Source organism: Spongiactinospora sp. 9N601, from assembly GCF_044326295.1.
GTDB classification, from domain to species: domain Bacteria; phylum Actinomycetota; class Actinomycetes; order Streptosporangiales; family Streptosporangiaceae; genus Spongiactinospora; species Spongiactinospora gelatinilytica.
On record NZ_JBIRBB010000004.1, the window covers coordinates 436,988 to 461,107 of the forward strand.

22 protein-coding genes and 2 riboswitches are annotated in these 24,120 nt (G+C 71.2%); of the genes, 8 read left to right on the top strand and 14 right to left on the bottom strand.

Annotation, left to right across the window (positions count from 1 at the left end; all coding sequences use genetic code 11):
* Nucleotides 1-5: 5 nt before the first annotated feature.
* Nucleotides 6-626, bottom strand: coding sequence for a precorrin-8X methylmutase (locus tag ACH34R_RS11830; RefSeq protein ID WP_397561406.1), 621 nt, complete (start codon nt 624-626; stop codon nt 6-8).
* Nucleotides 623-1,735: a precorrin-3B synthase gene (locus ACH34R_RS11835; protein ID WP_397561407.1), complete on the bottom strand. Its 1,113-nt coding sequence runs from the start codon at nt 1,733-1,735 to the stop codon at nt 623-625. The genes ACH34R_RS11830 and ACH34R_RS11835 overlap by 4 nt, the downstream gene beginning before the upstream one ends.
* A 12-nt stretch (nt 1,736-1,747) precedes the next feature.
* Nucleotides 1,748-1,937: riboswitch (cobalamin riboswitch) on the top strand.
* Between the two features lie 34 nt (nt 1,938-1,971).
* Between ACH34R_RS11835 and cobN the strand changes: the two genes are divergently transcribed.
* The gene (gene cobN, locus ACH34R_RS11840) at nt 1,972-5,547 is read left to right on the top strand and encodes a cobaltochelatase subunit CobN (RefSeq protein WP_397561408.1); all 3,576 of its coding nucleotides are present in this window, start codon (nt 1,972-1,974) and stop codon (nt 5,545-5,547) included.
* On the opposite strand, the gene ACH34R_RS11845 is transcribed toward cobN, so the two are convergent.
* From ACH34R_RS11845 to ACH34R_RS11855, 3 genes are read right to left on the bottom strand one after another with little or no spacing between them, the layout of a single operon-like run.
* Entirely contained in the window at nt 5,502-6,839 is a 1,338-nt protein-coding gene (locus ACH34R_RS11845) for a cobyrinate a,c-diamide synthase (RefSeq protein WP_397561409.1), read from the bottom strand. The genes cobN and ACH34R_RS11845 overlap by 46 nt on opposite strands.
* Complete coding sequence (gene cobO / locus ACH34R_RS11850) at nt 6,833-7,435, bottom strand: cob(I)yrinic acid a,c-diamide adenosyltransferase (protein WP_111171060.1); 603 nt, start codon at nt 7,433-7,435, stop codon at nt 6,833-6,835. Before cobO ends, ACH34R_RS11845 begins: the two co-directional genes overlap by 7 nt.
* Before the next feature lie 5 nt (nt 7,436-7,440).
* On the bottom strand, nt 7,441-9,543 hold the full coding sequence (locus ACH34R_RS11855; protein WP_397561410.1) for a putative cobaltochelatase: 2,103 nt from the start codon (nt 9,541-9,543) through the stop codon (nt 7,441-7,443).
* A 70-nt stretch (nt 9,544-9,613) separates the two neighbouring features.
* Nucleotides 9,614-9,747, bottom strand: a riboswitch (cobalamin riboswitch).
* 873 nt (nt 9,748-10,620) lie between these two features.
* Between ACH34R_RS11855 and cutA the strand changes: the two genes are divergently transcribed.
* A complete protein-coding gene (cutA, locus tag ACH34R_RS11860; RefSeq protein WP_397561411.1) occupies nt 10,621-10,938 on the top strand; it encodes a divalent-cation tolerance protein CutA in 318 nt (105 codons plus the stop codon).
* Nucleotides 10,939-10,999: 61 nt separating this feature from the next.
* Here cutA and ACH34R_RS11865 read toward each other — a convergent pair whose 3' ends face one another.
* Entirely contained in the window at nt 11,000-11,554 is a 555-nt protein-coding gene (locus tag ACH34R_RS11865; RefSeq protein WP_397561412.1) for a GNAT family N-acetyltransferase, read from the bottom strand.
* Nucleotides 11,541-12,602 (bottom strand): hypothetical protein, encoded by a 1,062-nt coding sequence (locus ACH34R_RS11870; RefSeq protein ID WP_397561413.1) that lies wholly within the window; start codon nt 12,600-12,602, stop codon nt 11,541-11,543. The genes ACH34R_RS11865 and ACH34R_RS11870 overlap by 14 nt, the downstream gene beginning before the upstream one ends.
* A gap of 555 nt (nt 12,603-13,157) precedes the next feature.
* Here ACH34R_RS11870 and ACH34R_RS11875 point away from each other — a divergent pair.
* On the top strand, nt 13,158-13,370 hold the full coding sequence (locus tag ACH34R_RS11875) for a hypothetical protein (RefSeq protein ID WP_397561414.1): 213 nt from the start codon (nt 13,158-13,160) through the stop codon (nt 13,368-13,370).
* A 235-nt stretch (nt 13,371-13,605) separates the two neighbouring features.
* Nucleotides 13,606-13,830: a hypothetical protein gene (locus ACH34R_RS11880; protein WP_397561415.1), complete on the top strand. Its 225-nt coding sequence runs from the start codon at nt 13,606-13,608 to the stop codon at nt 13,828-13,830.
* 139 nt (nt 13,831-13,969) lie between these two features.
* Here ACH34R_RS11880 and ACH34R_RS11885 read toward each other — a convergent pair whose 3' ends face one another.
* From ACH34R_RS11885 to ACH34R_RS11895, 3 genes are all read right to left on the bottom strand, one after another.
* A complete protein-coding gene (locus tag ACH34R_RS11885) occupies nt 13,970-15,016 on the bottom strand; it encodes an LCP family protein (protein ID WP_397561416.1) in 1,047 nt (348 codons plus the stop codon).
* A gap of 2 nt (nt 15,017-15,018) precedes the next feature.
* Entirely contained in the window at nt 15,019-15,603 is a 585-nt protein-coding gene (locus ACH34R_RS11890; protein ID WP_397561417.1) for an RNA polymerase sigma factor, read from the bottom strand.
* Nucleotides 15,604-16,089: 486 nt separating this feature from the next.
* On the bottom strand, nt 16,090-16,371 hold the full coding sequence (locus ACH34R_RS11895; protein ID WP_397561418.1) for a hypothetical protein: 282 nt from the start codon (nt 16,369-16,371) through the stop codon (nt 16,090-16,092).
* 113 nt (nt 16,372-16,484) lie between these two features.
* Between ACH34R_RS11895 and ACH34R_RS11900 the strand changes: the two genes are divergently transcribed.
* Nucleotides 16,485-16,682 (top strand): hypothetical protein, encoded by a 198-nt coding sequence (locus ACH34R_RS11900; RefSeq protein ID WP_397561419.1) that lies wholly within the window; start codon nt 16,485-16,487, stop codon nt 16,680-16,682.
* Here ACH34R_RS11900 and ACH34R_RS11905 read toward each other — a convergent pair.
* Nucleotides 16,679-17,614 carry an ADP-ribosylglycohydrolase family protein gene (locus tag ACH34R_RS11905; RefSeq protein WP_397561420.1) on the bottom strand — a complete coding sequence of 312 codons (936 nt, stop codon included), beginning with the start codon at nt 17,612-17,614 and terminating at the stop codon, nt 16,679-16,681. The two genes, ACH34R_RS11900 and ACH34R_RS11905, sit on opposite strands and share 4 nt — an antisense overlap.
* A 172-nt stretch (nt 17,615-17,786) precedes the next feature.
* Between ACH34R_RS11905 and ACH34R_RS11910 the strand changes: the two genes are divergently transcribed.
* Nucleotides 17,787-19,232: a multicopper oxidase family protein gene (locus ACH34R_RS11910; RefSeq protein ID WP_397561421.1), complete on the top strand. Its 1,446-nt coding sequence runs from the start codon at nt 17,787-17,789 to the stop codon at nt 19,230-19,232.
* A 1-nt stretch (nt 19,233) separates the two neighbouring features.
* Here ACH34R_RS11910 and fxlM read toward each other — a convergent pair whose 3' ends face one another.
* Together fxlM and ACH34R_RS11920 are read right to left on the bottom strand one after the other, a co-directional pair.
* Entirely contained in the window at nt 19,234-20,481 is a 1,248-nt protein-coding gene (gene fxlM, locus ACH34R_RS11915) for a methyltransferase, FxLD system (protein ID WP_397561422.1), read from the bottom strand.
* 371 nt (nt 20,482-20,852) lie between these two features.
* Nucleotides 20,853-21,392, bottom strand: a complete 540-nt coding sequence (locus ACH34R_RS11920) for an AAA family ATPase (protein WP_397561423.1) — start codon at nt 21,390-21,392, stop codon at nt 20,853-20,855.
* A gap of 107 nt (nt 21,393-21,499) precedes the next feature.
* On the opposite strand from ACH34R_RS11920, the gene ACH34R_RS11925 reads away from it, so the two are divergent.
* On the top strand, nt 21,500-22,039 hold the full coding sequence (locus tag ACH34R_RS11925) for a SigE family RNA polymerase sigma factor (RefSeq protein WP_397561424.1): 540 nt from the start codon (nt 21,500-21,502) through the stop codon (nt 22,037-22,039).
* The gene (locus ACH34R_RS11930) at nt 22,036-23,334 is read left to right on the top strand and encodes a hypothetical protein (protein WP_397561425.1); all 1,299 of its coding nucleotides are present in this window, start codon (nt 22,036-22,038) and stop codon (nt 23,332-23,334) included. The genes ACH34R_RS11925 and ACH34R_RS11930 overlap by 4 nt, the downstream gene beginning before the upstream one ends.
* Nucleotides 23,335-23,351: 17 nt before the next feature.
* Here the strand turns inward: ACH34R_RS11930 and ACH34R_RS11935 are convergent, their stop codons facing one another.
* On the bottom strand, nt 23,352-24,116 hold the full coding sequence (locus tag ACH34R_RS11935) for a response regulator (protein WP_397561513.1): 765 nt from the start codon (nt 24,114-24,116) through the stop codon (nt 23,352-23,354).
* Nucleotides 24,117-24,120 lie beyond the last annotated feature (4 nt).

Consider the following 24,120-nt stretch of genomic DNA (forward strand, 5'->3'; position numbering starts at 1 on the left):
CCCGCTCACTCCTTCTCGCAGGCGATGGCGTTGATCGCCGCCGCGGTCATCGCGCTGCCGCCGCGGCGGCCGTGTACCACCAGGTGGTCCAGGTCGCTCTCGGCGAGCGCGCGCTTGGACTCGGCCGCGCCGATGAAGCCGACCGGGATGCCGAGCACGGCGGCGGGCCTGCCCGCGCCCTCGGTGACGAGTTCGAGCAGCCGGAACAGGGCGGTCGGCGCGTTGCCGATGGCCACCACCGAACCGGGCAGGCGGTCCCGCCACAGTTCGAGGGCGGCGGCGCTGCGGGTGGTGCCCAGCTTGTCGGCGAGCGCGGGCACGGCGGGGTCGGCGAGGGTGCAGACCACGTCGTTGGCGGCGGGGAGCCTGCTCCTGGTCACGCCGGAGGCGACCATCCGCGCGTCGCACAGCACGGGCGCGCCCTGCTGTAGTGCCTTGCGGGCCTTCGTCACCACGTGGGGGGACCAGGCCAGGTCGGTGACCAGGTCGGTCATCCCGCAGGCGTGGATCATCCGTACCGCCACCTGGGCGATCTCGGGCGGGACGCCGGTGAGGTCGGTCTCGGCGCGGATGGTCGCGAACGAACGCCGGTAGATCTCGGCTCCGTCGCGCAGGTAGTCGGTCACGGGGTCCTCTCGTGGTAGCCGGCCGGGGTGGCGGTCATCTGGACGACCCGGCCGCGGGGGAGTCCGCACCGGCGTTCACAGCCGGACCAGTGGACGGGGGCAGGGGCGGGGGCGGCCAGCGTACCGACCCAGCGGCGGGCGTCCTCCCGCACGTCGGCCAGCGCCTTCGCGCACCCGGGCCTGCCGGTGCAGGCGCTCACGCCGTTCCACGGTGAGGCGGGGTCGGTGACCAGGCCGGCCCGGTTGAGTTCTTGTTCGACCTGGCCGGCCTCGGCGGGGTCCAGGTCGAGCAGCACAATGGTCCGCCAGGGCGTGAGGCGTACCGTACCGGTGATCACCCGCGCCTGGGCGGCCGTCAGCCGTCCCAGCGGTACGACCGCCGACAGCGCCACCCGTCCGTCACGTTGGATGATCCGTCCGGCCCGGAGTTCCCGGCCCTCCGGTGCGGCCGGCGAGTCCCCCGCCGTGCCGCCGAGGTGGCGGGCGATGCGGGCCGGGCCGTCGGGGAGTTCGGCGATGCGCCAGGAGTCGGTGCGTTCGGCCAGGAACGCGCGGGCGGCGGCGATCATGAGGCCGGGCGCTTCCTCCATGGTGGCGGTGAGCCCCGCGTCCATGCCCGCCAGCAGCAACCGCCCGTTCCAGGCGATGTCCGCGCCGAGGTTCAGGACGTCTCCGGTGCCGTCGTCCACCGCGAACAGGAAGCGGCCCGGCAGGGACGCCAGTTCCGGCACCGCGCACAGCTCCCGATCAAGGGCCGCCACCACGGGCTGGGTGTCCAGCCCGGTCCGACGGCCGCCGAGCGGGGAGGCCACGATGTTGCGCACCCGTTCGTGGGCCGCCGACGGCAGCAGGCCGGCGGCGGCGATCTTTTCGGCGAAGGCGGCGGGGGAGCGCAGCCCGCGTACCTGGACGTTGGCCCGGGAGGTCAGCTCGATCACCCCCGCGCCCAGCTCCGCCGCGCCGTCCGCCAGCTCGCTGAGCTGGGCGGACGTGATGGCACCGCCGGGCAGGCGCACCCGGGCGAGCGGCCCGTCGGCCGCCTCGTGCACCTGGAGCGCCCCCGGACACGCATCCGGCCGCATGCGGCCAGAAAAGTCGGCTTTGGACACGATCTGGATGGTAACGCCACTTCTGTCGTAGGCTTCCGGTAGGCGATGGCAATGGGAGGAAGCCGGTGTGAAACCGGCGCGGTCCCGCCACTGTGACCGGGGAGCGACCCCCAACCGCAAGGCCACTGCCCGGCGACGGGTGGGAAGGCCGGGGTGAGCGCTGATCCGGGAGCCAGGAGACTCCTGCCGTCGCGACACCCGCTACCGGGGCGAGGACCCCGAGGGAGGACCGTGCTGTGCCTGGCGACAGCCGTACCGTTCTGCTGCTCTCGACCTCTGACACCGACCTGCTCAGCGCCCGCGCCGGTGGCGCGGCCTACCGGCTGGGCAACCCGGCCAGGCTGACCCCGGACGACCTGCCCGCGCTGCTGGAGGGCACCGACCTCGTCGTGGTCCGCCTGCTCGGCGGGCGGCGGGCCTGGGAGGAAGGGCTGGATGCCCTGCTCGCCGGGCCGCGCCCGGTCGTCGTACTCGGCGGCGAGCAGGCCCCCGACGCCGAACTCATGGAACTCTCCACCGTCAGCGGCGGCGTCTGCGCCGAGGCGCACGCCTACCTGGCCCACGGCGGCCCGGCCAACCTGGCCGAACTGCACGCCTTCCTGTCTGACACCGTGCTGCTGACCGGCCACGGATTCGCCCCGCCCGCCCCCGCTCCCACCTGGGGCCTTTTGGAGCGCGTTGCCCGGTCCAAGAGCGGCCCCGTGATCGGCGTCCTGTACTACCGCGCCCACCACATGGCCGGGAACACCGGATTCGTCGAGGCCCTGGCCACCGCCATCGAGGACGCCGGCGGCCAGGCCATGCCGATCTTCTGCTCCTCGCTGCGCACCGCCGAGCCCGAACTGATCGACACCTTGCGCGCCGCCGACGCGCTCGTGGTCACCGTCCTGGCGGCGGGCGGCTCCCGCCCGGCCACGGCGGGCGCGGGCGGCGACGACGAGGCATGGGACGTCGGTGCGCTGGCCGCCCTGGACGTACCGATCCTGCAAGGGCTCTGCCTGACCTCCACCCGCCGGGCCTGGGAGGACAACGACGACGGCCTGTCCCCGCTGGACGCGGCCTCGCAGGTGGCGATCCCGGAGTTCGACGGCCGGATCATCACCGTGCCCTTCTCGTTCAAGGAGATCGACCGGGACGGCCTGACCGTCTACGTCGCCGACCCCGAGCGGGCCGCGCGGGTGGCGGGCATCGCCGTACGGCACGGCCTGCTCCGGCACACCCCGCCCGCCGGGCGGCGGATCGTGGTGATGCTGTCCGCCTACCCCACCAAGCACTCCCGGATCGGCAACGCGGTCGGCCTGGACACCCCCAGGAGCACCGTGCGGCTGCTCGCCAGGATGGCCGAAGCGGGCTACGACCTGGGCGAAGGCTTCCCCGGCGTGGCCGAGCAGGACGGCGACGCGCTGATCCACGCGCTGATCGCGGCCGGTGGCCAGGACCCCGACTGGCTCACCGAGGAACACCTGGCGGGCAACCCGGTCCGCATCCCCGCCGCCGTCTACGAGACCTGGTACCGCACCCTGCCCGGCGACCTGCGGGAGGCCATCGAGCGGCACTGGGGACCGCCGCCCGGCGAGCTGTTCGTCCACGAAGGGGACATCGTGCTCGCCGCGCTGCGCGCCGGGAACGTGGTGGTGATGGTCCAGCCGCCGCGCGGGTTCGGGGAGAACCCGATCGCCATCTACCACGACCCCGACCTGCCGCCCAGCCACCACTACCTGGCCGCGTACCGGTGGCTGTCGGCGGAGTTCGGCGCGCACGCGATGGTGCATGTGGGCAAGCACGGCAACCTGGAGTGGCTGCCGGGCAAGGCCGCCGGCATGTCGGCCGCCTGCGGCACCGACGCCGCGATCGGCGATCTGCCGCTGGTCTACCCGTTCCTGGTGAACGACCCGGGGGAGGGCACCCAGGCCAAGCGGCGGGCGCACGCCGTACTGGTGGACCACCTGGTGCCGCCGATGGCCCGCGCCGACACCTACGGCGACATCGCCCGGCTGGAGCAACTGCTGGACGAGCACGCCACGATCGCCGCGATGGACCCCGCCAAACTGCCCGCCATCCGCGCGCAGATCTGGACGCTGATCCAGGCCGCCCGGCTCGACCACGACCTCGGGCTGGACGACCGGCCGCACGACAGCGAGTTCGACGACTTCATCCTGCACGTGGACGGCTGGCTGTGCGAGGTCAAGGACGCGCAGATCCGTGACGGCCTGCACGTGCTCGGCGAGGCCCCGGCCGGGGAGCAGCGGATCGATCTGGTGCTGGCCATGCTGCGGGCCCGGCAGATGTGGTCCGGCCGGGAGAGCCTGCCCGGCCTGCGCGAGGCGCTGGGCCTGGCCGAGGACGGTACGGCCGGGCTGGCCGCCGTGGACGACGCCGAGGCGACCGCGCGCGCCCTGGTCAGCGGCATGGACGAACGCGGCTGGCGGCCGGAGGCGGCGGCCGAGGTCGCCGCCGGACTTCCCGCCGAGGTGATGCGCGTGCTGGCCTTCGCCGCGACCGAGGTCGTACCCCGCCTGGCCCGCACCACCGACGAGATCGGCAACCTGCTGCACGCGCTCGACGGTGGTTACGTCCCGGCCGGGCCGAGCGGTTCGCCGCTGCGCGGCCTGGTCAACGTGCTGCCGACCGGCCGCAACTTCTACTCCGTCGATCCCCGCGCGGTGCCCAGCCGGCTGGCCTGGGAGACCGGGCAGGCCATGGCGGACTCGCTGCTCGCCCGCTACCGCGCCGACACCGGCGAGTGGCCGCGTTCGGTGGGCCTTTCGGTGTGGGGGACCAGCGCGATGCGCACGGCGGGCGACGATGTGGCGGAGGTGCTGGCGCTGCTCGGCGTACGCCCGGAATGGGATGAGGCGTCCCGCCGGGTGACCGGGCTCGCGCCGATCCCGCTCGCCGAGCTGGGCCGTCCTCGTATCGATGTGACGGTACGGATCAGCGGGTTCTTCCGGGACGCGTTTCCGCATGTGGTGGCCATGCTGGACGACGCGGTACGGCTGGTCGCTTCTCTGGAAGAAACGGATGGGGAGAATTTCGTGCGGGCGCATGTCCGGGCGAGTGGCGGGGACGAGCGCCAGGCGACCATGCGGATCTTCGGGTCCGCCCCGGGGGCGTACGGGGCCGGGCTGCTGCCGCTGATCGACAGCCGCAACTGGCGGGACGACGCCGACCTCGCGGAGGTGTACGCGGTGTGGGGCGGTTACGCGTACGGGCGTGACCTGGAGGGCGTCGCGGCCCGGCCGCAGATGGAGGACGCCTACCGCAGGATCGCAGTGGCCGCCAAGAACGTGGACACGCGTGAGCACGACATCGCCGACTCCGACGACTACTTCCAGTACCACGGCGGGATGGTCGCCACGGTACGGGCGCTGACCGGTAAGTCGCCGGCCGCGTACGTCGGTGACAGCACCCGCCCCGATGCGGTTCGCACCCGCACTCTTTCCGAGGAGACCTCCCGGATCTTCCGGGCACGGGTCGTCAATCCCCGCTGGGTGGCCGCGATGCGCAGGCACGGCTACAAGGGCGCGTTCGAGCTGGCCGCGACCGTGGACTACCTGTTCGGCTACGACGCCACCACGGGTGTCGTGGCCGACTGGATGTACGACAAGCTGACCGAGACCTACGTGCTGGACCCGGAGAACCAGGAGTTCATGAGCAGGTCCAACCCGTGGGCGCTGCACGGCATCGCCGAGCGCCTGCTGGAGGCCGCCGACCGGGGCATGTGGCAGCATCCCGACCCGGAGATCCTGCGCGGGCTCCAGGAGGTCTACCTCAAGGCCGAAGGGGACCTGGAGGACGACACCAGCCGGTGAGCGAAGGCGGGCGCGCCCGCCCAGTGAACGTGCAGGTAGGAGGCGGTCACGCGGGGGTCGCCATAGCCGTCCGCGCCGCCGTCCCAGCGGTACAGGGGGTCGGCGGCGAGGCGTACGGCGGTGCGGTGGAACTCGTGGCCGCGTACCCGCTCGCCGGCTCTGGTCAGTGGCGAGTCGTGCAGCGCGACGGCGTCGCGGTAGCCGAGTGTCAGCGTGTCGGTCATGCGGGCCTGGCCGGGGATGCGGGCGCACATGGTTCGGCCGTCCAGGTCTTCGCACAGGTAGAGCAGGCCGGCGCACTCGGCGGCGATGGGGCCGGGGAAGGCGGCGACCTGGGCGCGCAGCGGCTCGTTGGCGGCCAGCTCGGCCGCGTACAGCTCGGGGAAGCCGCCGCCGATGACCAGGGCGGCGGTGCCGTCGGGCAGTTTCTCGTCGTGTAGCGGGTCGAAGGGGGCGACGTCCGCGCCGGCGGCGCTCAGGAGCTCGGCGTGTTCGGTGTAGCCGAAGGTGAACGCGGCTCCGCCTGCCACGGCGATTATGGGCTTTTGCTGGGATTCGTGGTGCGGTGGCTCCCAGGGGGTGGCCGTCAGCGGGGGTGCCGAGTGGGCCAGTGCGAGCAGCGCGGCCAGGTCGCAGGAGCGGTCGATGAGCGCGGCCAGTTCGTCCACGGCCGCCAGCGCGTCGGCGCGGCGTTCGGCGGCGGGCACCAGCCCGAGGTGCCTTGAGGGCGTGGCCACGTCGTCGGCGCGGCGGATCGCGCCGAGTACCGGCACCCCGGCCGCGGCCATCGCCTCCCGGCACACCTCCTCGTGCCGGTCGGACCCGATCCGGTTCAGCACCACCCCGCCGAGCCGGATTCGCGGGTCGAAGGTGGCGAAGCCGTGTACCAGGGCCGCGACCGATGCGCTCTGCCGGGCCGCGTCCACGACCAGCACCACCGGGGCGGCCAGCAGGCGCGCGACGTGCGCGGTGGAGGCGAAATCGGTCGAACCCCGGCCGTCGAACAGGCCCATCACGCCTTCGACGACCGCTATGTCGCAGTCCGCGGCTCCGTGCAGGAAGAGGGGAGTGATCAGGTCCTCGCCGACCAGCCACGGGTCCAGGTTGCGGCCGGGACGGCCGGCGGCCAGCGTGTGGTAGCCCGGGTCGATGTAGTCGGGGCCGACCTTGTGCGGGGAGACGGTGAGGCCGCGCTTTCGCAGCGCGGCCATCAGGCCGGTGGCCACCGTGGTCTTGCCGCTGCCCGAGGCCGGGGCGGCGATGACCAGGCGGGGTGTGGTCAGGGCTACCACTCGATGCCTTTCTGGCCCTTCTGTCCGGAGTCCATGGGGTGGCGGATCTTGCCCATTTCGGTGACGAGGTCGGCGGCCTCGATGAGTTCGGCGGGGGCGTCCCGGCCGGTGATCACGACGTGCTGGTCACCCGGGCGTTGGGTGAGGGTGTCCAGGACGTCGGTGAGGTCCAGCCAGCCCCATTTGAGGGGGTAGGTGAACTCGTCGAGTACGTAGAAGCGGTAGGTCTCGCTGGTCAGGTCGCGTTTTATCTGCGCCCAGCCCTCGCGGGCCTGGGCGGCGTGGTCGTCCTCGGTGCCGGCGCGCTGGATCCACGACCAGCCCTCGCCCATCTTGTGCCAGGTCACCGGGCCGCCCTCGGGGCTGTCGCCGAGTACGCGAAGGGCGCGTTCCTCGCCGATCCGCCACTTGGCGGACTTCACGAACTGGAACACCCCGATCGGCCAGCCCTGGTTCCAGGCGCGCAGCGCCATGCCGAAGGCGGCGGTGGACTTGCCCTTACCCGGGCCGGTGTGAACGATCAGCAGCGGGCGGGTGCGGCGCTGCCTGGTGGTGAGTCCGTCGTCGGGGATGACGGCGGGCTTGCCCTGCGGCATGCTTCTCAGCTCGCCTTTCTGTGGTGGCCTAGTTCGGCCAGGGCTTCTATGGGGAGGAGGCGGGCGTTCAGGCGGGCCGCCAGCCGTACGGCGAGGCCCAGCCGTACCGGGCCGCTCTCGCAGTCCACGACCACGGCGGCGGTGCCCTTCAGAAGGTCGGCGGCGCGGTCCACGTCGTTGCCGTTCGTGGTGGCGCGGCCGTCGGTGACCAGCACCAGCAGCGGACGCCTGGCCGGGTCGCGCAGCTTCTCCACGCGCAGGACCTCGGCGGCGCGGGCCAGCCCGGCCGCGAGCGGCGTGCGTCCGCCGGTGGGCAGTGAGCGCAGCCGGGCCGCGCCCGCCTCCACCGAGGAGGTCGGGGGCAGCGCGACCGTGGCTTCGGTGCCCCTGAAGGTGACCAGGCCGATCTTGTCGCGCCGCTGGTAGGCGTCGAGGAGGAGGCTGAGTACGGCGGTCTTGACGGCGGTCATCCGGCGGCGGGCGGCCATCGAGCCGCTGGCGTCCACGACGAACAGGACCAGGTTGCCCTCCCGGCCCTCGCGTACGACCTCGCGCAGGTCGTCGGCGCGTAGGACCAGGCCGGGGCCGGCGCGTCCGCGGTCGTGCTGGTGGGGGGCGGCGGCCAGTACGGTGGCCGCGATGTGCAGGTCGTGGACCTGGGTGCCGCGCGGGCGGCGGGAACCGGTGCCGCGGCCGTGCGCGGACCTTGATCGTGAACGGCGTCCGGCCGCGCCGGCGCCGACGCCGGGGGCGGCCAGCAACGGCACCCGGTACGGCGCGGCCACCTCGGCCACCTGCTCCTGCGCCCTCGCCTCCGGAGAGTCCGCCCCCGCGTCCGGCTCCCCAGAGTCCACCTCCCCGGCCTCCGCTTCGCCGGAACCCGGCCTTGCGGGCTCTGGGTAATGGGAACCTGTCGCCCCGGAATCCCCGCGCCCATTCTTCTGTTCCTGGGAATCCCGGCGTCCGTCCTCCTGCTCTTGGGAATCCCCGCGCCCGTTCTCCTGGCCCGGTCCTGCATCCTGCGGCCGGTCCGGGTCCTGGCCACCTTCGGGGCCGCCGCCCGGCGGGTCGTCCTCTGGGCCCTCGTCGCCCTCGTCCCTGGACGTACGGTCCAGCAGTTCGTCCAGCAGGGCCTCGTCCAATCCCGGCGCGTCGAACGGGTCACGCCGCCGCCGGTGCGGCAGCGACAGCCGGGCCGCCGCGCGTACGTCCTCGACGGTCACCGCGTCCCGCCCCCGCCATGCCGCGTGCGCGACCGCCGCGTTCGCCGTCACCAGGTCGGCCCGCAGGCCGTCCACCTCGAAGCCCGCGCACACCTCGGCGATCTGCCGCAGCCGGGCGTCCGGCAGCCGTACTCCGGTAAGCCTGTCCCGGGCCGCGGCGATCCGCTCCGCCAGCGCCGACTCCTCCGCCGCCCAGCGGGCCGCGAACGCGTGCGGGTCGGCGTCGAAGGCGAGCCTGCGGCGTACCACCTCGGCCCGTTCGCCGGGGTCGCGCGAGGCCCTGACCTCGACGGTCAGCCCGAACCGGTCCAGGAGCTGCGGGCGCAGCTCGCCCTCCTCCGGGTTCATGGTGCCGACCAGCAGGAACCGGGCCGCGTGCCGTACCGACACCGACTCGCGTTCGACGTAGCAGGTGCCGAGCGCCGCCGCGTCCAGCAGCAGGTCAACGAGGTGATCGTGGAGCAGGTTCACCTCGTCCACGTACAGGACGCCCCGGTGCGCCGCCGCCAGCAGGCCCGGCTCGAACGCCTTGACCCCCTCGGTCAGCGCCCGCTCGACGTCCAGCGAACCGGCCAGGCGGTCCTCCGACGCGCCGACCGGCAGTTCCACCAGGGCGGCCGGGCGGCGGACGCCCTCCGCTGCGGGATCGTGCGGGCCGTCCGGGCAGTCGGGGTCGGGCGCGGCCGGGTCGCAGGCGAACCGGCAGCCGGGCACCACCACGACGGCCGGGAGCTGGGCGGCGAGGGCGCGTACGATCGTGGACTTGGCGGTGCCCTTCTCGCCGCGCACGAGCACGCCGCCGACGCGGGGGGAGACCGCGTTGAGCACCAGCGCCAGCTTCAGGTCGTCGAGCCCGACCACGGCGCTGAACGGATAGGCGACCATCAGGTCGGGGAGCTTGTGGGCGTGGTCACTGCGCGCATGTTCGGCCTCCTTGGGATGACGCGTCCCGCTGACGAGGTCACGGCCACCAAGCGACCTGGCTCCCGGGATCGTTCGACGTCCCGGATACAGTGGCGCGTCCGCACCGGCATCTCACCGGATTTCCCTTGGACGACCGTGAAATCTACCGGAACGTATCCTTTCCTCCCGTTCGCGTCAATACACGACACACCCCCGACGCCCCCCACCCCCGCCTCCGGCCGGGCCGCGCTGTCGCGCGCTCACTGGCCTTCGCTTCGCTCAGTCGTGTTCTCTATGTCGGGCTTCGCCCGACGTAGCCCCCTCCGGGGCGATGCCCCCGCCTTCGGCGGGGCCGCGCTGTCGCGCGCTCAATCGCCTTCGCTTCGCTCAGCCGTGTTCTCTATGTCGGGCTTCGCCCGACGTACGGCAAGCCGTCTCTCGCCGCCCCGCCGTGCTCGGTAACGCCCTGTGCCCGGCCCTTCGCGTGCGCCCTGCCTACTCGCCGTACCAGGCACCGGCTAAACGGCCTTCTTCCAAACCCCCCCACCGTTGGCCGCTTCCCGCCGTAACAATCGCCCCTCCCGGGCCGATTCCCCGCCTTCGGCGGGGCCGCGCTGTCGCGCGCTCAATGGCCTTCGCTTCGCTCAGTCGTGTTCTTGATGTCGGGCTTCGCCCGACGCTTGCGCCACCGGCATGTTCGTATCCCGCTCTCTACTGGGAATCCTCACTTCCAACGGCCCCGTGACCTTCGCTGCACCCACACTGTGTACGGCGTACGGTCAGCGCCCAAAGCGAAGGATGGTGACGGGCACGCCGGTCAGACATGCACAGCCTGTGGACAACGCTGCGCACCCCGCATCTCTCCTAATAGCGGCGGGATGTCCACCTTGAGATGAAGGACAGCGGCAGACATCACGCTTGAGCAGCTTGTGGCACCTATTCAGTACACCCCGCAAGATCCTCCATTGCCCGGACATCACTGAAGGTGCAGGCCATACTTGTACGCGGTGCCCTCAGGGGAGGACAGCCGCTTGTTGGGCAGAGATCTAGAGTTCCAGCATGACGGACTTTGTTCAGGTGTCGACGACCACAGCCGGCCGGGACGCCGCCTTGGCCCTCCTCCGTTCAGCGGTCGAGTCGAAGCTTGCCGCCTCGGGTCAGGTATTCGGCCCGGCGATTTCGGTGTTCTGGCATCAAGGCGAGCTCGGTGAGGCCGAGGAATGGCAAGTCGTGCTCAAGTCGACCCGGGAAAGCTATCCGGCGCTCGAAGCTCACCTCGTGGAGCGCCATCCATGGGACAACCCGGAAGTCACGTTCACATCGATCGACGGCGGATCGACCACCTACCTGGAGTGGCTACGTCGAACGACCGTATAGCCGGGCTTTTCCGCAATTTAGACGTTCGCCGTAGCGATCCAGTCGGCGTTTGGGGGGGGTATCACCGCAGCTCAAGCAGCATGACGTCGTGACGATCCGCGCCCGCCGATGGCCGCGTCGCGCCTACCCGGCGGTATCCCCATGATCGGTAAGCCGCCGTCGCTGCGACCGCCGCTGGGTGAACGTTGAGGATCACGCGCTCAGCGCCTGTTCCATCGAGCAGCGCGCCGTGAAGCAGACGTGCGACCCCGCGCCTGCGCCACTGTGGGCGTACGGCGAGTTCCATCAACCCGAAGGTGCGGTGCCCGTCTTCGCGTCGCATGCCCTCTGACGCCGGAGGCGTGACGTCGTCCCACCACCGGGTATTGGTATCGAGCAGATATCCGTAGGCGATTCCGACCGGTTCGCCTCCATCGGTGCGGGCCAGCGCCCCGCTGAAGGTCGATTTGCGGATCTGTGCGCGGAAACGGCGGAAGCCGGCCTCGATATCGCTCGCCGTCTCGTTGTACGGCGGCTCGGCGAATGCCTCGGCGTATACCGAGCGGAAGTCATTTTCGGCTTGTCCGGCTGCCATGCCGTTCAAGCGATCGACCGAGAGACCTTCATCCCGCCCCACGCGGCCCCCTCTGTATGGCGTGGCGAACGCGTTCCCGGCACTCGGCCGCCATCAGGCTGTCGAAACGGGCAGCGGCCTTGTCGAATTCCCGCATTTTGGTCACCAGGCGGGGAGAGGCGATCTGGGCACATGCATCGAGGGCGGTGTCCATCTCCTTACATGCTTCTTCCAGCTCTCCCGCGTCAAGCAGTACACGGGCGAGTTTCACCCGATACTTGGCGCTGTTGCGCGGTAGATCACCGCCGATACCGCGTACGGCGGCGCGCAGGAACGGCACCGCTCGCATCGGCCGGCCTGCCCGGAGGTACATGTCGGCCGTAGCGAGATCGATCTCGAACGGGCCGATGAACCGTGCCCAACGGGGCACGTCTGGATCATTGTCGACGCGGGCGTGGTGAGCCATCGCACGATTCAGCGCGCGACGCGCTTTGGCCAGGTCGCCCGTGTGCGTAGCGGTATTGGCGTCGCGAAGCGCGACCACTACGTGAACGGCCGGGACTGCCCCGGCCCGCTGGGCGAGGCGGTAGGCGTGTTCAACGGCGCACTGCGCCTCCCAAGCGCGGCCATCCTTGACGGCGAGCAGGACAAGCGTCTCCAGGGCGGAGATCTGCAACAGGGGGTCATCGATGAGCTGCGCCCCCGAAAACGCCTCCATGCACCTGGCCCGGCCCGCGGCGACCTGGCAGCCGTCGTAGTAGTACCAGGCTTGGTCACCGTGCAGTTCGGCGAGCATCGCCTGAAGGTGACGGCCGATGGGTGCGGTGTAGCGGGCGCTCTCAAGGGCCTGTGTGATTTCGACCTCGATCCGAGTCGCCTGGGTCATGGCGGGCACGCTGCCGGTGGAATGGTCCGTCCCGTACAGGCCGTCGAGCCGCATGCGCAGGTGGTCGATGTCGGTGACGCCGATGCGTGGCCCTGGCCTTGTGGGGAGAAGCCCAGCGGCGGCGAGAACGCCCGTGCCGGCGACGAATGTCCTCCGCTTCACCTCTTCAGCATCGCTGATCGGCAGGTCGATCGTCACGCGGTGGGCGGGAACCTCGAACCCCATTTCTGCTAAAGGTAGCCCGAAAAGAACTTCCAGGACTATCTGCTGGCTCGGGTGGGGTAGCGGCGGTGGCGTCTCCCGTTCCCACCGTCGTAACTGCCGCACGCTCACGGAGGCGTCAACGCCGAGATGTAGGGCTTCCTTAATGAAGGCGGCCACTAAGGATTCCTGTGTATATCCGGCGTTGTGTCGCAATAGTGCAAGTTGCCTATGACCTTGTTCGCCATCCGTATCCCTATCGAGGAACCTCCGGTGCGCCTTCACCGTACGCTCCCCTGTTTCGGGAGGTGTAAAAACGTCCGGATAAACGTCCGGTCTGGCGCGGCCCGGCCAAGCGCCTTCATGGGCAACCTGTAGTCGAAGTGCCGATCAATGACGGGACCCGCCGCGACGCCGGCGACGCTCGATGGGCTCCTTGGCCATAGAGGAGGTCTGTGACCCGTGAGTGATGAAAGACCGACTATTGCCCCTAAAGAGGCCATGCTCGGGTCTACCGCCCAAGACGAGGACCTTTTCGTTGTATGGGAGGTAGATGCCGGTCAATGCGGTGCCGGTGGGGTGACCAAGGACGAGGTCGCCGGGGAAAAGGCGATGCTGGAGGCGCTCGGGTCCTATTCGGCTGGGCGGGGGCGGGTTCGGTACGCGCGGTTGGTGCCTGCGCCTCATGGGGGCGTTTATGACTATCGGTACGGCAGCACGCTGGTCACCGCGTACCGCAGGGACGGCGAGACCGTCGCCATGGTGGGGGACGCGTGGGAGGACACCCGATGAGCGGGTGCGGCGGCGTGGTGAGGGAGTGCGACGCGCCGCCGTGCCGTACGGCGGGCCGGCGCGGGCCCGCCGGGCGTGGGCGGGGGAAAGGTGTCCTCCCCGCCCGCGCCGCCATCCGGATCGCGCGGCGGCCTCAACCCGATCGTCCGAGGCCGTGCCGTGCCGCGCGGGTGGGCGGCGTGCCCCACAACGCCGCCCGCCCGCGCACTTCATGGCGAGGTGTCCAATGGACCCGTTGAGCCACAGGGAACGTGCCCACTTCGCCGCGCTGGAGAGCACTTTTCCGGGGTGGCGGGTCCGAGTGGAGAAGGGCTGGTGGTGGGCGACGAAGTATGCGCCACCTACTGCTGAGCAGCGGGCGGCGGGGGTGCCGCACGAGTTCGCCCGGCAGGGGCCGTACGAACTGGCGGCGGCGCTGACGGTGCAACTCGGCATTCTGTCGCGGTTGGGCGATGCCTGATCTCTTTGAGAGGCGGATCGGTGCGGGAGGTGATGTCGAGTGTGCGTACGGAGGTGGCGGTTGACCGTTTGGGGCGGGCGAACAAGGTCCCGGCGATTGGGCGCGTGGTAGCGCGCCCACGCCGAAGGCCAGGGGTGATCTACTCGGCTTGGTGCTCGCGGATGGCGGCGAAGAGCTGTTCCGCCGCCTTCTCCCGCCAGGCGAGCCGGTTGGGATCTCCGGGATGCGGCATGGTCGGCACCGTCACGAACCTGATCGAGCCGGGGTCGGTCCCCGCGAGAGTCCCTGCGATGGCCGCGAGCGTCCGAGTGTCGAGTCCGCTGTCCGTCGTGACCGACTGCTTGAGCGTGTCCAGCAGGCCGAGCAGTTCGGCCGGGGTCGTCGCGCGCACCTTCTTCAGCATCGCCCGCATCACCTGCTGCTGTCGGCCGATCCGTGCGAGGTCGCTGCCGTCGCCGAATCGTCGCAGCCGGGCGTAACCGAGCGCGGCCTTCCCGTCGAGCAGTTGCCTCCCCTTGGAAAGGGTCAGCTTCGCCTGACGGTCGTCGATGGGGGCGGGGATGGTGACCTCGATGCCGCCGAGCGCGTCAATGATCTCCGCGAAACCGGTGAACTCCACCTGCACGGCGTGGTCGATCCGGATGCGTGTCAGAGATTCGACCGTACGCCACGCGCAGCTCAGCCCGCCGTTGTGGAACGCCGAATTGATCATGTTGGGGAGCGAGGGGTCTGCCCCCTTGGGGATTGCGCAGGCGGGAAGCCGGACCATGGAGTCGCGCGGGATGCTGACAACCGTGGGTCGTTTCCCGTCGGCGGGGAGGTGCAGCAGGAGCATCGTGTCGCTGCGCGCTCCCGGTAGGCGGTAGCGGGGCGTGCCCATCTCGCTGTCGGTGCCGACCAGCAGTACGGAGAGGGCTTCGGTCAGCTTCGCCGGGCGCGGGTCGGGCGGGGCGGCCACCGGCCGACCCGCCCGGTCGCCGATCAGCAGAGTGGGGGTGAGGGCGACGGCGGCGGTGATCAGGGCGGCCACACCGACCAGCATCCACTTCCGAACACCCCACCTGGGCCGGGTGGCGGCGTTCTCGGCCAGGCGCGCGCGCTGCCGTACCAGGGTGGCGGGGGGCTCGTGCTCCAGCTCGCGGCCGAGGTAGCGCAGCATCGTCAGGTCGTCCGTCAGGTCGTCCATGGTCACGTCTCCTCCTCGCGCATCGGATTGAGATCGCCGAGCTTCGCGCGCAGTTTGCGCCGCGCCCGGTTGAGCCGGGACCGTACGGTGCCGATCGGGATGTCGAGTGCCCGGGCCACCTCCTCGTAGGACAGGTCGCTCCAGGCGTACAGCAGCAGCACGTCGCGGTCGCGGGCGGACAACGCGGCAAGTGCGCCGGCGAGCGCCGGGCGGGTCGCTCGTGCAGTCACGCCTTCGGCGACCTGCCTGGCCGGGGACTCCACGCTGGCCTCGACCGGTGCCCGGAGCATCGCGCGGTAGCGTGCCGCCTCGGTGCGATGGTGCCGGGAGACGAGCTTGGTGACGATGCCGAACAGCCACGGGCGGGCGTCGGGGTAGGACAGGTCGTAGTGCTTCCGCCGGGCGAAGGCGATCAGGAACGTCTCACCGACCAGGTCCTCGGCGGGTTCGGGACCCAGGCGGCGGGAGACGTGGCGGTAGAGCATCCCCGAGTAGCGGTCGAACAGCCCGGCGAACGCCTCCGGGTCGGTGAGGGACGCCCGGATGAGTTCGTCGTCGCTCAGCCGGGTGGCGGGAGGGGCTTTCATTGTAGGCACCATCGCATGCGGCGGGCCTTCCTGTGGGGTTCGTGGTCATGGGTATCTCGCCACTACCGGTTCCGCGGGTTCACGGTCCCGGCCCGGTCGGCGAACTCACCGAGGTCGGCCCTTGGGCCACCCCTAGCGGGACAGGCCCCGCAAGATGCTGTGTCCCGGGAGGTGGATTCGCGCGCATCAGGGTGTTCATCTGACGACCGTCTGGTGAGCGTCGGCGAGAGCATGTCTGGTCGGTGCTTGGTACGGCGAGGGGCGCCATGCACGGGAAGCGCCGGGTACGGGGCCGCCGATGGGCACGGTGGGGCGGTGAGAGGTGGCTTGCCGTACGTCGGGCGGAGCCCGGCACCAAGGAACGCGGCTGAGCGGAGCGAAGACCATTGACCGCGCGACAGCGCGGCTCTGCCGAAGGCGGAAGCGAAGGCGATTGGCGGCGCGGCTCTGCCGGGGGCGGAAGCCGCCGCCTCGGCCTCGCCGGGATCATTTGTCTTCGGGGCCGGTCAGGTCGCGGGCGGCGGTGAGGAGTTCGGGCCAGTCCAGAGGGTCGGCCTCGTCGTCGATGCGGTCCAGGAGTTCGTTGAGCGCGCCGGAGCCGAGTACGCCCTCAAGGACGACCAGCGCCGCGACGATCCTGCGCCCGCGCGGCGTGTCGCTCGCCCGCAAGGTGTCCACGGCACGGACGTACGGCAGGTCGTCCGGCGCCTCCCGCCGGGTGTAGGAGACCCCTGCGATATCGATACGTCGGATATGTCCGGCGGGCACGCCGACCCCCTCTCCCGGGGGTCACCTCCAGCATCGCACGTCCACCGCACGGAACGGCGGCGGAGCCCGGAAGGCACGCGTATTTCCCGATTCCGTTGGCTAGCATCCAGTTCATGACGGAACCTGCGCCTGTCACATTTCCCAACGGCCGGAAACTTATCTGCGACACGTGCGACAACGACGTCTTCGAAAGCCACCGCTGGAAACTCCAGACCACCGGCATGAGTTTGTTCAATCTCGACTGGGCCAATCGGGACGCGGCCTGTTTCGTCTGCACGGCCTGCCGCCGCATTCATTGGTTCCACGTTTAACCGGAAAGGAGCCGCCGGGTGAGGACCATGAGGTCGTCCAGGCGGACGACCTCATGGTCGCGGGAGCCGGGCAGCGGCACGTACAGCGGGGCGGTCCAGCGCTCCGGGATCGCCGCCAGGCCGTACACCGCGCCCGCCAGCCCCCCGGTCACCGCCGCCACCGTGTCGGTGTCGCCGCCGAGGTCGATGGCGGCGCGCAGAGCCCCCTCATAGCCGGAGGTCGTCCGTAACGCCCACACCGCCGACCCCAGGCACGGCCACACCGCGCCGTTGAACTCCGTGGCCTGGCTCGGATGCCAGTCCTCGGCCAGCACGGTCACATAACGGTCGCGCTGCCCGGGATCGACCGCGTCGAGCGCGTCCGGGATCGCGGCGAGCGGGTCGCCGCCGTCCAGCGCGACCCGCACCAGCTCATGGAAGATCGCGGTGCCCTCCCAGGCGGCCGGGTCGCCGTGGGTGAGGGCGGCGATCCGGCGGGCGGCGTCCATGGTGGCCGCCCTGCCCTGGGCGGCGAAGTGGACGGCGGAGGGCGTCGCGCGCATCAGCGAGCCGTTCCCGGCCGCGCGGAGGCTGGTCTTGAAGTGGTGCGCCGCGGCCTTGTCCCACGAGCGGAAGCTGCTCAGGACCGACAGGGTCTGCAGGCCGATGTCCTTCGGATCGGCCTTGGCCCACCGTTTGAACCGCTTGTAGATGTCGGGCAGGTCCAGCCCGCCGCGCTCCACCAGCGAGTACGCGACGTGCAGGGCCATCTGGGTGTCGTCGGTGCCCTCGCCGGGCTCCCAGCCGCCGCCCCCGCACATCTCGTCGCCCGCGCCCGGCTTCGGGAACCGTGCCGAGAACGCGCCCGCCGGGCCGAACTCGAACGGCGCGCCCAGCGCGTCGCCCACCGCAGACCCGACGACCGCGCCCGCGGCCCGCGCACTGTGATCCATTACGCCAAGGTACTCTTCCGTCGTACTTCGGGGGGCTATTGGTGTTCGCACGCCCATGTGTTCGCCAATGATTTCCGTACCCCCCGAGTCGTGATTTCCGCCGATCGCCGCGGCGGCGAGAGTGTGCGCAGGACCATTGGCTCTCCTCGCGACCGACCTCTTTGGGAATCACATGCACAACCGGCTTGGGAATCACCTGCTCAACCGGCGAAACTTGCTGGCGCTCGGCGGACTCACCGGCGCGGCGGCGCTGCTGCCCCCCGGCCGGGACGGTCGGTACGGCCGGCACGGCCCGCGTCCCCGCCGGCTGGCGCACGTCCCCGCCTTCTCGGTGGAGATGCCGCTGCCGCCGGTGGCGAGGCCCGTCCAGGTACGGCCGGACGCCGACGTCTACCAGGTGCGGATCAAGCCCGCCCGGGTCGAGATCGTCCCGGGCCTGCTGACCCCGGTGCTGACCTTCGGCGGTGGCTTCGTCGGCCCCACCTTCCGGGCCAGGACCGGCCGCCGGGCGATCGTCAAGTACCACAACGACCTGGACCGCGCGGCCAACGTCCACCTGCACGGCGGGCATGTGCCCGCGGTCAGCGACGGCCACCCGATGGACGTGATCGACCCGGGGCGCTTCCGCGTCTACGACTACCCGAACACCCAGCAGGGCACCACGCTCTGGTACCACGACCACAGCCACCACACCGAGGCCCGCAACGTCTACGCGGGCCTGCACGGGTTCTACGTGATCGAGGACCCGGCGGAGGCGAAGTACGGTCTGCCGAGGGGCCGGTACGACGTGCCGATCATGATCAGGGACGCCCTGATCGGCCAGGACGGCGAGCTGATCTACGACGTGCCGGACACCCGGACCACCCTCCTGGCCAACGGACGCCCGCAGCCCTACTTCAGGGTGGCCGCAAGGAAGTACCGGTTCCGGCTGCTCAACGGCACCACGCACCGGCTGTTTCGGCTGCGCCTGGAAGGCGACCTGCCGCTGATCCAGATCGGCTCGGACGGCGGCCTGCTGCCCGCGCCGCAGCCGATGCGCGAGCTGCTGATCAGCTCGGGCGAACGGGCCGACGTGGTGGTGGACTTCTCCCGCTTCAAACCGGGCGACCAGGTGACGATGCACGACACGTCGGGCACGGTGCTGCGCTTCGACGTCGTGCGCAGGGCCAGGGACCACAGCCGGGTGCCCGACGTACTGCGCCCGCTACCGGACCTGCCCGAGGCCACCGTGACCCGCGACGTGGTCTTCAACCTCGACCTGACCACGCCCAAGTGGCGCTACCTGATGAACGAGCGGGAGTACGACCCCGAGCGGGTGGACTTCCAGGTCAGGCGGGGGGCCACGGAGATCTGGCGGATCCACAACGCCGACGTCGAGCGCGGCGGCATCAACCACACCTTCCACCTGCACCTGGAGCAGTTCCGGGTGCTGGACCGGGACGGCGAGCCGCCGTGGCCGACCGACCTGGGGCGCAAGGACACGATCTACGTCCCGCCGGGGGCGTCGGCCCGCATCAAGGTGCGGTTCACCGAACACCTCGGCCGGTACGTCTACCACTGCCACTTCCTGGATCATTCCTCGCTGGGCATGATGGCCCAGTTGCAGATCGTGCCATGAATCAGCAGGCGGGCCAGGTGATCGCGAGGGTCGTGTGCCGCTTTTCGAGCAGCGGGGTCGTGGGGGCGGTCGAGACGGACATGGTGGCCGGGTAGGCGTCGATGTGCAGGGTGTCGGTCATCGGACGGCCGGCGGCCAGCCAGGTACGCGCGTGCGCGGCGAGTTCGTCGGCCAGGCGGATGCCGTCCGGGCCGTACCCGCGCGCGACGACCTCCTCCACCTGCGACGGGTAGCCGACGCCCCAGCCCGCGTCGCGGCCGGTCTTCTCGGTCGTGAGCAGGGCGATGCCGCCGCCGTCCCGGATGCCCGCGGACACCGACGTGCCCTGCATGGTCAGCGGGCTGGGCGGCAGCCGGGTGCCGGCCGCCTCCCACAGGGTGCACCAGCGCGGTTCGTGTACGGCGAGCCACAGGCTGAACCCGTCGAACAGCACCGTGGGATCGACCGGCAGCCCGGTCGCCACGGCCCGCGCGGTGACCCGGCCCTCCAGCGCGCTCAGCACGCCGTGGGCGTCGCGCCCGTCGGGCAGGAAGATCGTCAGGCCGGTGGCGGGGTCGAGTACCTCGTAGCGCTCCGGACCGGCCAGCGGGCCGCGCATCCGCATGAAACCGCAGGACAGCACGGAGACGCTGCCCCAGCGTCCGGACGTCTGGCGGGGCGCGCGCTCCAGCGCCACCGACCGCTGCACGCCGTACAGGTCGAGCGGGACCACGATCCGCCCGCCGGGCGCGAGCTGCTCCAGCCACGCGGGCGCGAGGTCCCACGCGCCCACGGTCGCGATGATCCGGTCGTACGGCGCGCCCGCGGCGAAGCCGTCCGTCCCGTCGCCGGCCACGACGGTGACGCCGGAGCATCCCGCGTCCTCCAGGTTGGAACGCGCGGCCTCCACCAGGTCCGGATCGATGTCCACGCTGACCACCTCGCCGCCCGAGCCGGTCAGCGTGGCCAGCAGCGCCGCGTTGAACCCGGTGCCCGCGCCGATCTCCAGCACCCGGTCACCCGGGCGTACGGCGAGCTGGCCGAGCATCGCCGCCATGATCGTCGGCTGCGATGACGAACTGGTCGGCATGCCGTCCGCGCCGCGTTTGGTGACGATCACCTCGTCACGGTAGACCTGCTCGACCGGCGTCTCGGGCAGGAAGACGTGTCTGGGCACGGTGAGGAACGCCTCCGCGATCGCGTCACCCACGCCGGTGTGCCTGCGCATCTCCGCGAGGAGCGCCTGACGCATCGCCCTCGTCACGGCCATGACCATCCCTCTTCGTGCGTCTGAGCGGTTCTGTTTCCCGGACCCGGCCGTCCACCGGTCTCCTTCCGGTCTTCGTGCTGCTTGCCGACTTCGCGCTGCCTCCGGTCCTGGGGGTGCCTCCGGTCCTGGCGTTGGTTCCGGTCCTGGCGTTGGTTCCGCGCAGGCTCGCGTTCCGTGCAGGGCCGCGTTCCGCGCAGGCTCGCGTCCTGCCGGGACCGCCCCTGGCGGGCCGGCGTCCAGAAGGTCGTCGCTCGCGAGATGGTTCATCGCGGGCCTCCCCTAAGGCAGGCTTACCTCGTCCGTCATGACGTCTCGCCCGGCCACTGGGTTGACCGGACTTGTACTGGTATTTGCCGTTATAACGGATAGTGTTACGGATAGATACGGGCTTCGTCTGCGGCCTTGCTGAGAATCTCGGCAACGGTCTCCTCGGGCGTCAGCTCCGAGGTGTCCAGCCAGAGCCCCAGCCGGGGGGTTTCGGTGCGCAATGTCCGGTCCAGCGCCTCGATCGTCCAGATCCCGTACGCGTCCTTGGACCGCGCCGCCTCCCGCGCCGCCACCGTCGCCACGCTCGGCGCGAGTACGACCACGTGCAACGGCCTGGACCTGATCGCCGCCACCATCTCCCCCAGGTGCGGGCCGATGATCACGTCCTGGACCACGACCCCGAACCCCGCCTCGAAGTAGGCGTCCGCCACCGTCGCGGTCAGCCGGTGCCGCAGCCGCAACTGCGCGACCGCCTCCGGCGACGGCTCCGCCGTCATCTCGGCCCGCCCGTTGACCACCATCCTGCGGAAGACGTCACCCCCCACATGCACGGACCTCGGCAGCGCCGCGGACTCCGCCAGCAGGCGGGCCACCGTGGACTTGCCCGACGCCTGGACACCCGTGATGATGAAGATCGATCGCATGCCGTGCAACCCTAGCCCGTGCCCCCCGCCGCCGACCTGCGGTTTTCTGCCGCGTGCGGCGACGGGCCAGGATTTCTGGTGACCGTGTGCAGCGGACGGGGGTCCTCGTGCGTCCCTGGTTAGTGGACTTTGAGCAGTTCGTGCGCGCTCGTGGCGGTGCGCTGTACCGGTACGGCTTCGTGCTCACCGGTAACGCCCACGATGCCGCCGACCTCGTGCAGGAGGCGCTGCTGCGCCTCGACGGCGCGTGGCCGCGGGTGCGCAAGAAGGACGACCCAGAGGGCTACGTCCGCACGACGATGGCACGGCTTCACATCAGTTGGTGGCGCAGACGCAGGCGCGAGGACCTGATGGCGACGGTCCCCGAGGCCGCGTACCACGACGGCGACCTCGACCGGATCGGCGGCGACTCCGTGCTGTGGGACGAACTGCGGGCCCTGCCGCGAAAGCAGCGGACCGTCCTGGTGCTGCGCTACTACCAGGACATGTCCGACGCGGAGATCGCCGCCATGCTGGGCATCTCCGCGGGCACGGTCCGCAGCCAGGCGTCGCGGGCCCTGTCCAAACTACGGGTGCTGCGGCCGACCAGGGCCGCGTTCCTCGGTGAGGTCGCCGCCACCGCAGGGGATTCGGGGTGTTCGTCATGACATGGAGAACGGAAGAGCAGATCGGCGGCGTGCTCAGGGGGATGGCCGAGCGCGCGCCCGAGCCCGAGGACGATCTCGTCGAGCTGGTGGCCGGGCGCAGGCGCCGCCGTACGCGCCGCCGGTGGCGGGCCGCCTTCGCCGCCGCCGCGGTCGTCGCGGTCATCGGCGCGGGCACGACGCTCGCCGCGCCCTTCGCCCACAGGGGCGGTGAAGGGCGCGACACCGCGGTCGCCCTGAGCACCGATTCGCCCGAAGACATTGCGACGCGCGGCGGCCTGCGGCCCGGCGCGGGGCCCGCACCCGGCATGGCGTCCGAGGTGTGGCCGGCCGCGGTCACGACGATGCCGGCGGAGGCGTCCGACGGCTGGATGTACCGCCCGGTCACCGCGCTGGGCCCGACCGAGATCCTGGTCACCGCCGAGTCCTCGTTCGAGCGGGCGGGCCGCCTGGAGATCTACGACACCACGGCGCGGCAGAGCCGGGTCCTCGGCCAGATGCCGGCCCCTCCCGGCATCGCCGGCTACTTCCCGCAGGACGTCGAGGTCGGCCCCGGCCACATCGCCTGGTACGGCACCCGCCCCAACGACGACGCCGAATGGGCCGACCTTTGGGTGCTGCCGCGCGACGGCGGCATCGCCCGGCAGATCGCGCAGATCACCGGCCCCATCGCCAAGATCGCGCAGATCGCCGTGACCGCGGATCACATCGTGTGGTCCCTCACCGGCGAGGAGATCCTCTACCGCGTCCCGCTCACGGGCGGCGCCCCGGAGGTCGTACCGGGGACCGAGGGCCTCACCCTCTACGCCGGGTCATGGGCGCATCGAGGCCCTGACCAACTGGTCAACCTGGAAACCTGGGAGACCGTACGTCCCACCGACGCCTCCGGCGTGACCAGCGTCCGCTGCGGGGTGGAGTGGTGCATCGGCCGCTCCCCGGCCGGCCTGATCACCTTCGCCATCGACGGCGCCGGCCGCAGAAGCGTCACGAGCGCGTCCGAGCGCGGCAGCCCGGGAGGCATCGCGCCCGACATCCACGGCCGTTTCGTCGAGATCGACGACGGCGGGCCGGCCATCTACGACATGTCCACCGGCAAGCGGGCCCGCATCGGCACCAAGACCTCCGAGGACGGCTACCACTGGGGGGTCGGCATCTCGTCCAGTCCCACCTCGACCCTCTACTGGCCGGCGTCGAAGGAGGAGAGCGGGGCTTGCCTGGACGGCGAGCGAGGCGGCGAGGTGCCCTGTCCCGGCGCGGAGATCGAGGTCCTCAACCTCCTCGCCGTCCCTGGCGAGTAGGGCCGCCAAGGGCCGCGTCATGGCTCGCGGTCGCCGTAGTAGATGGCGGCCTGCACCCTGCTGCGCAGGCCGAGCTTGTTGAGCACCCGGCTGACGTGGGTCTTGGTGGTGGCCTCGGCCATGTCCAGCTCGCGGGCGATCTCCGCGTTGGACAGGCCGCGGCCCACGCACGCCAGCACCTCCCGCTCCCTGGGGGTCAACGAAGCCAGCGCCGCCTCACCGGGCGGGCCGGGCTTCGCGGCGGGCGGGGTGGTGCGGGGGGCCGTGCGGCCCCGCTCGACCCCCTCCTCCCGAACTGCTCGGTCTGACCGAACTGCTCGATCTGACCGGTCTGACCGGTCTGGCCGGTCTATCCGATTTGCTCGGTCTGTCCGGTCGGCGAAGGTCGAGATCAGCCGGCGCGTCACCGACGGCGAGATGATCCCGTCGCCCCGGGCGACCAGCCGTACCGCCGACACCAGCGAGTCGGCGTCGGTGTTCTTCAACAGGAACCCGGCCGCCCCCGCGCGCAACGCCCCATAGACGTACTCGTCCAGATCGAACGTCGTCAGGATCAGCACGTCCGCGACCCCGCCCAGCTCCCGGGCCGCCGAGATCCCGTCCAGCCGCGGCATCCTGACGTCCATCAGCACCACGTCGGGCCGCAGCTCCCTGGCCATCGTGACGGCCTGCTCCCCGTCCGCCGCCTCCCCGACGACCTCGATGTCGTCCGTTCCGCCCAGGATCAGCACCAGCCCCGCCCGCACCGCCGCGTGGTCGTCGGCGACCAGCACCCGAATCATCGCC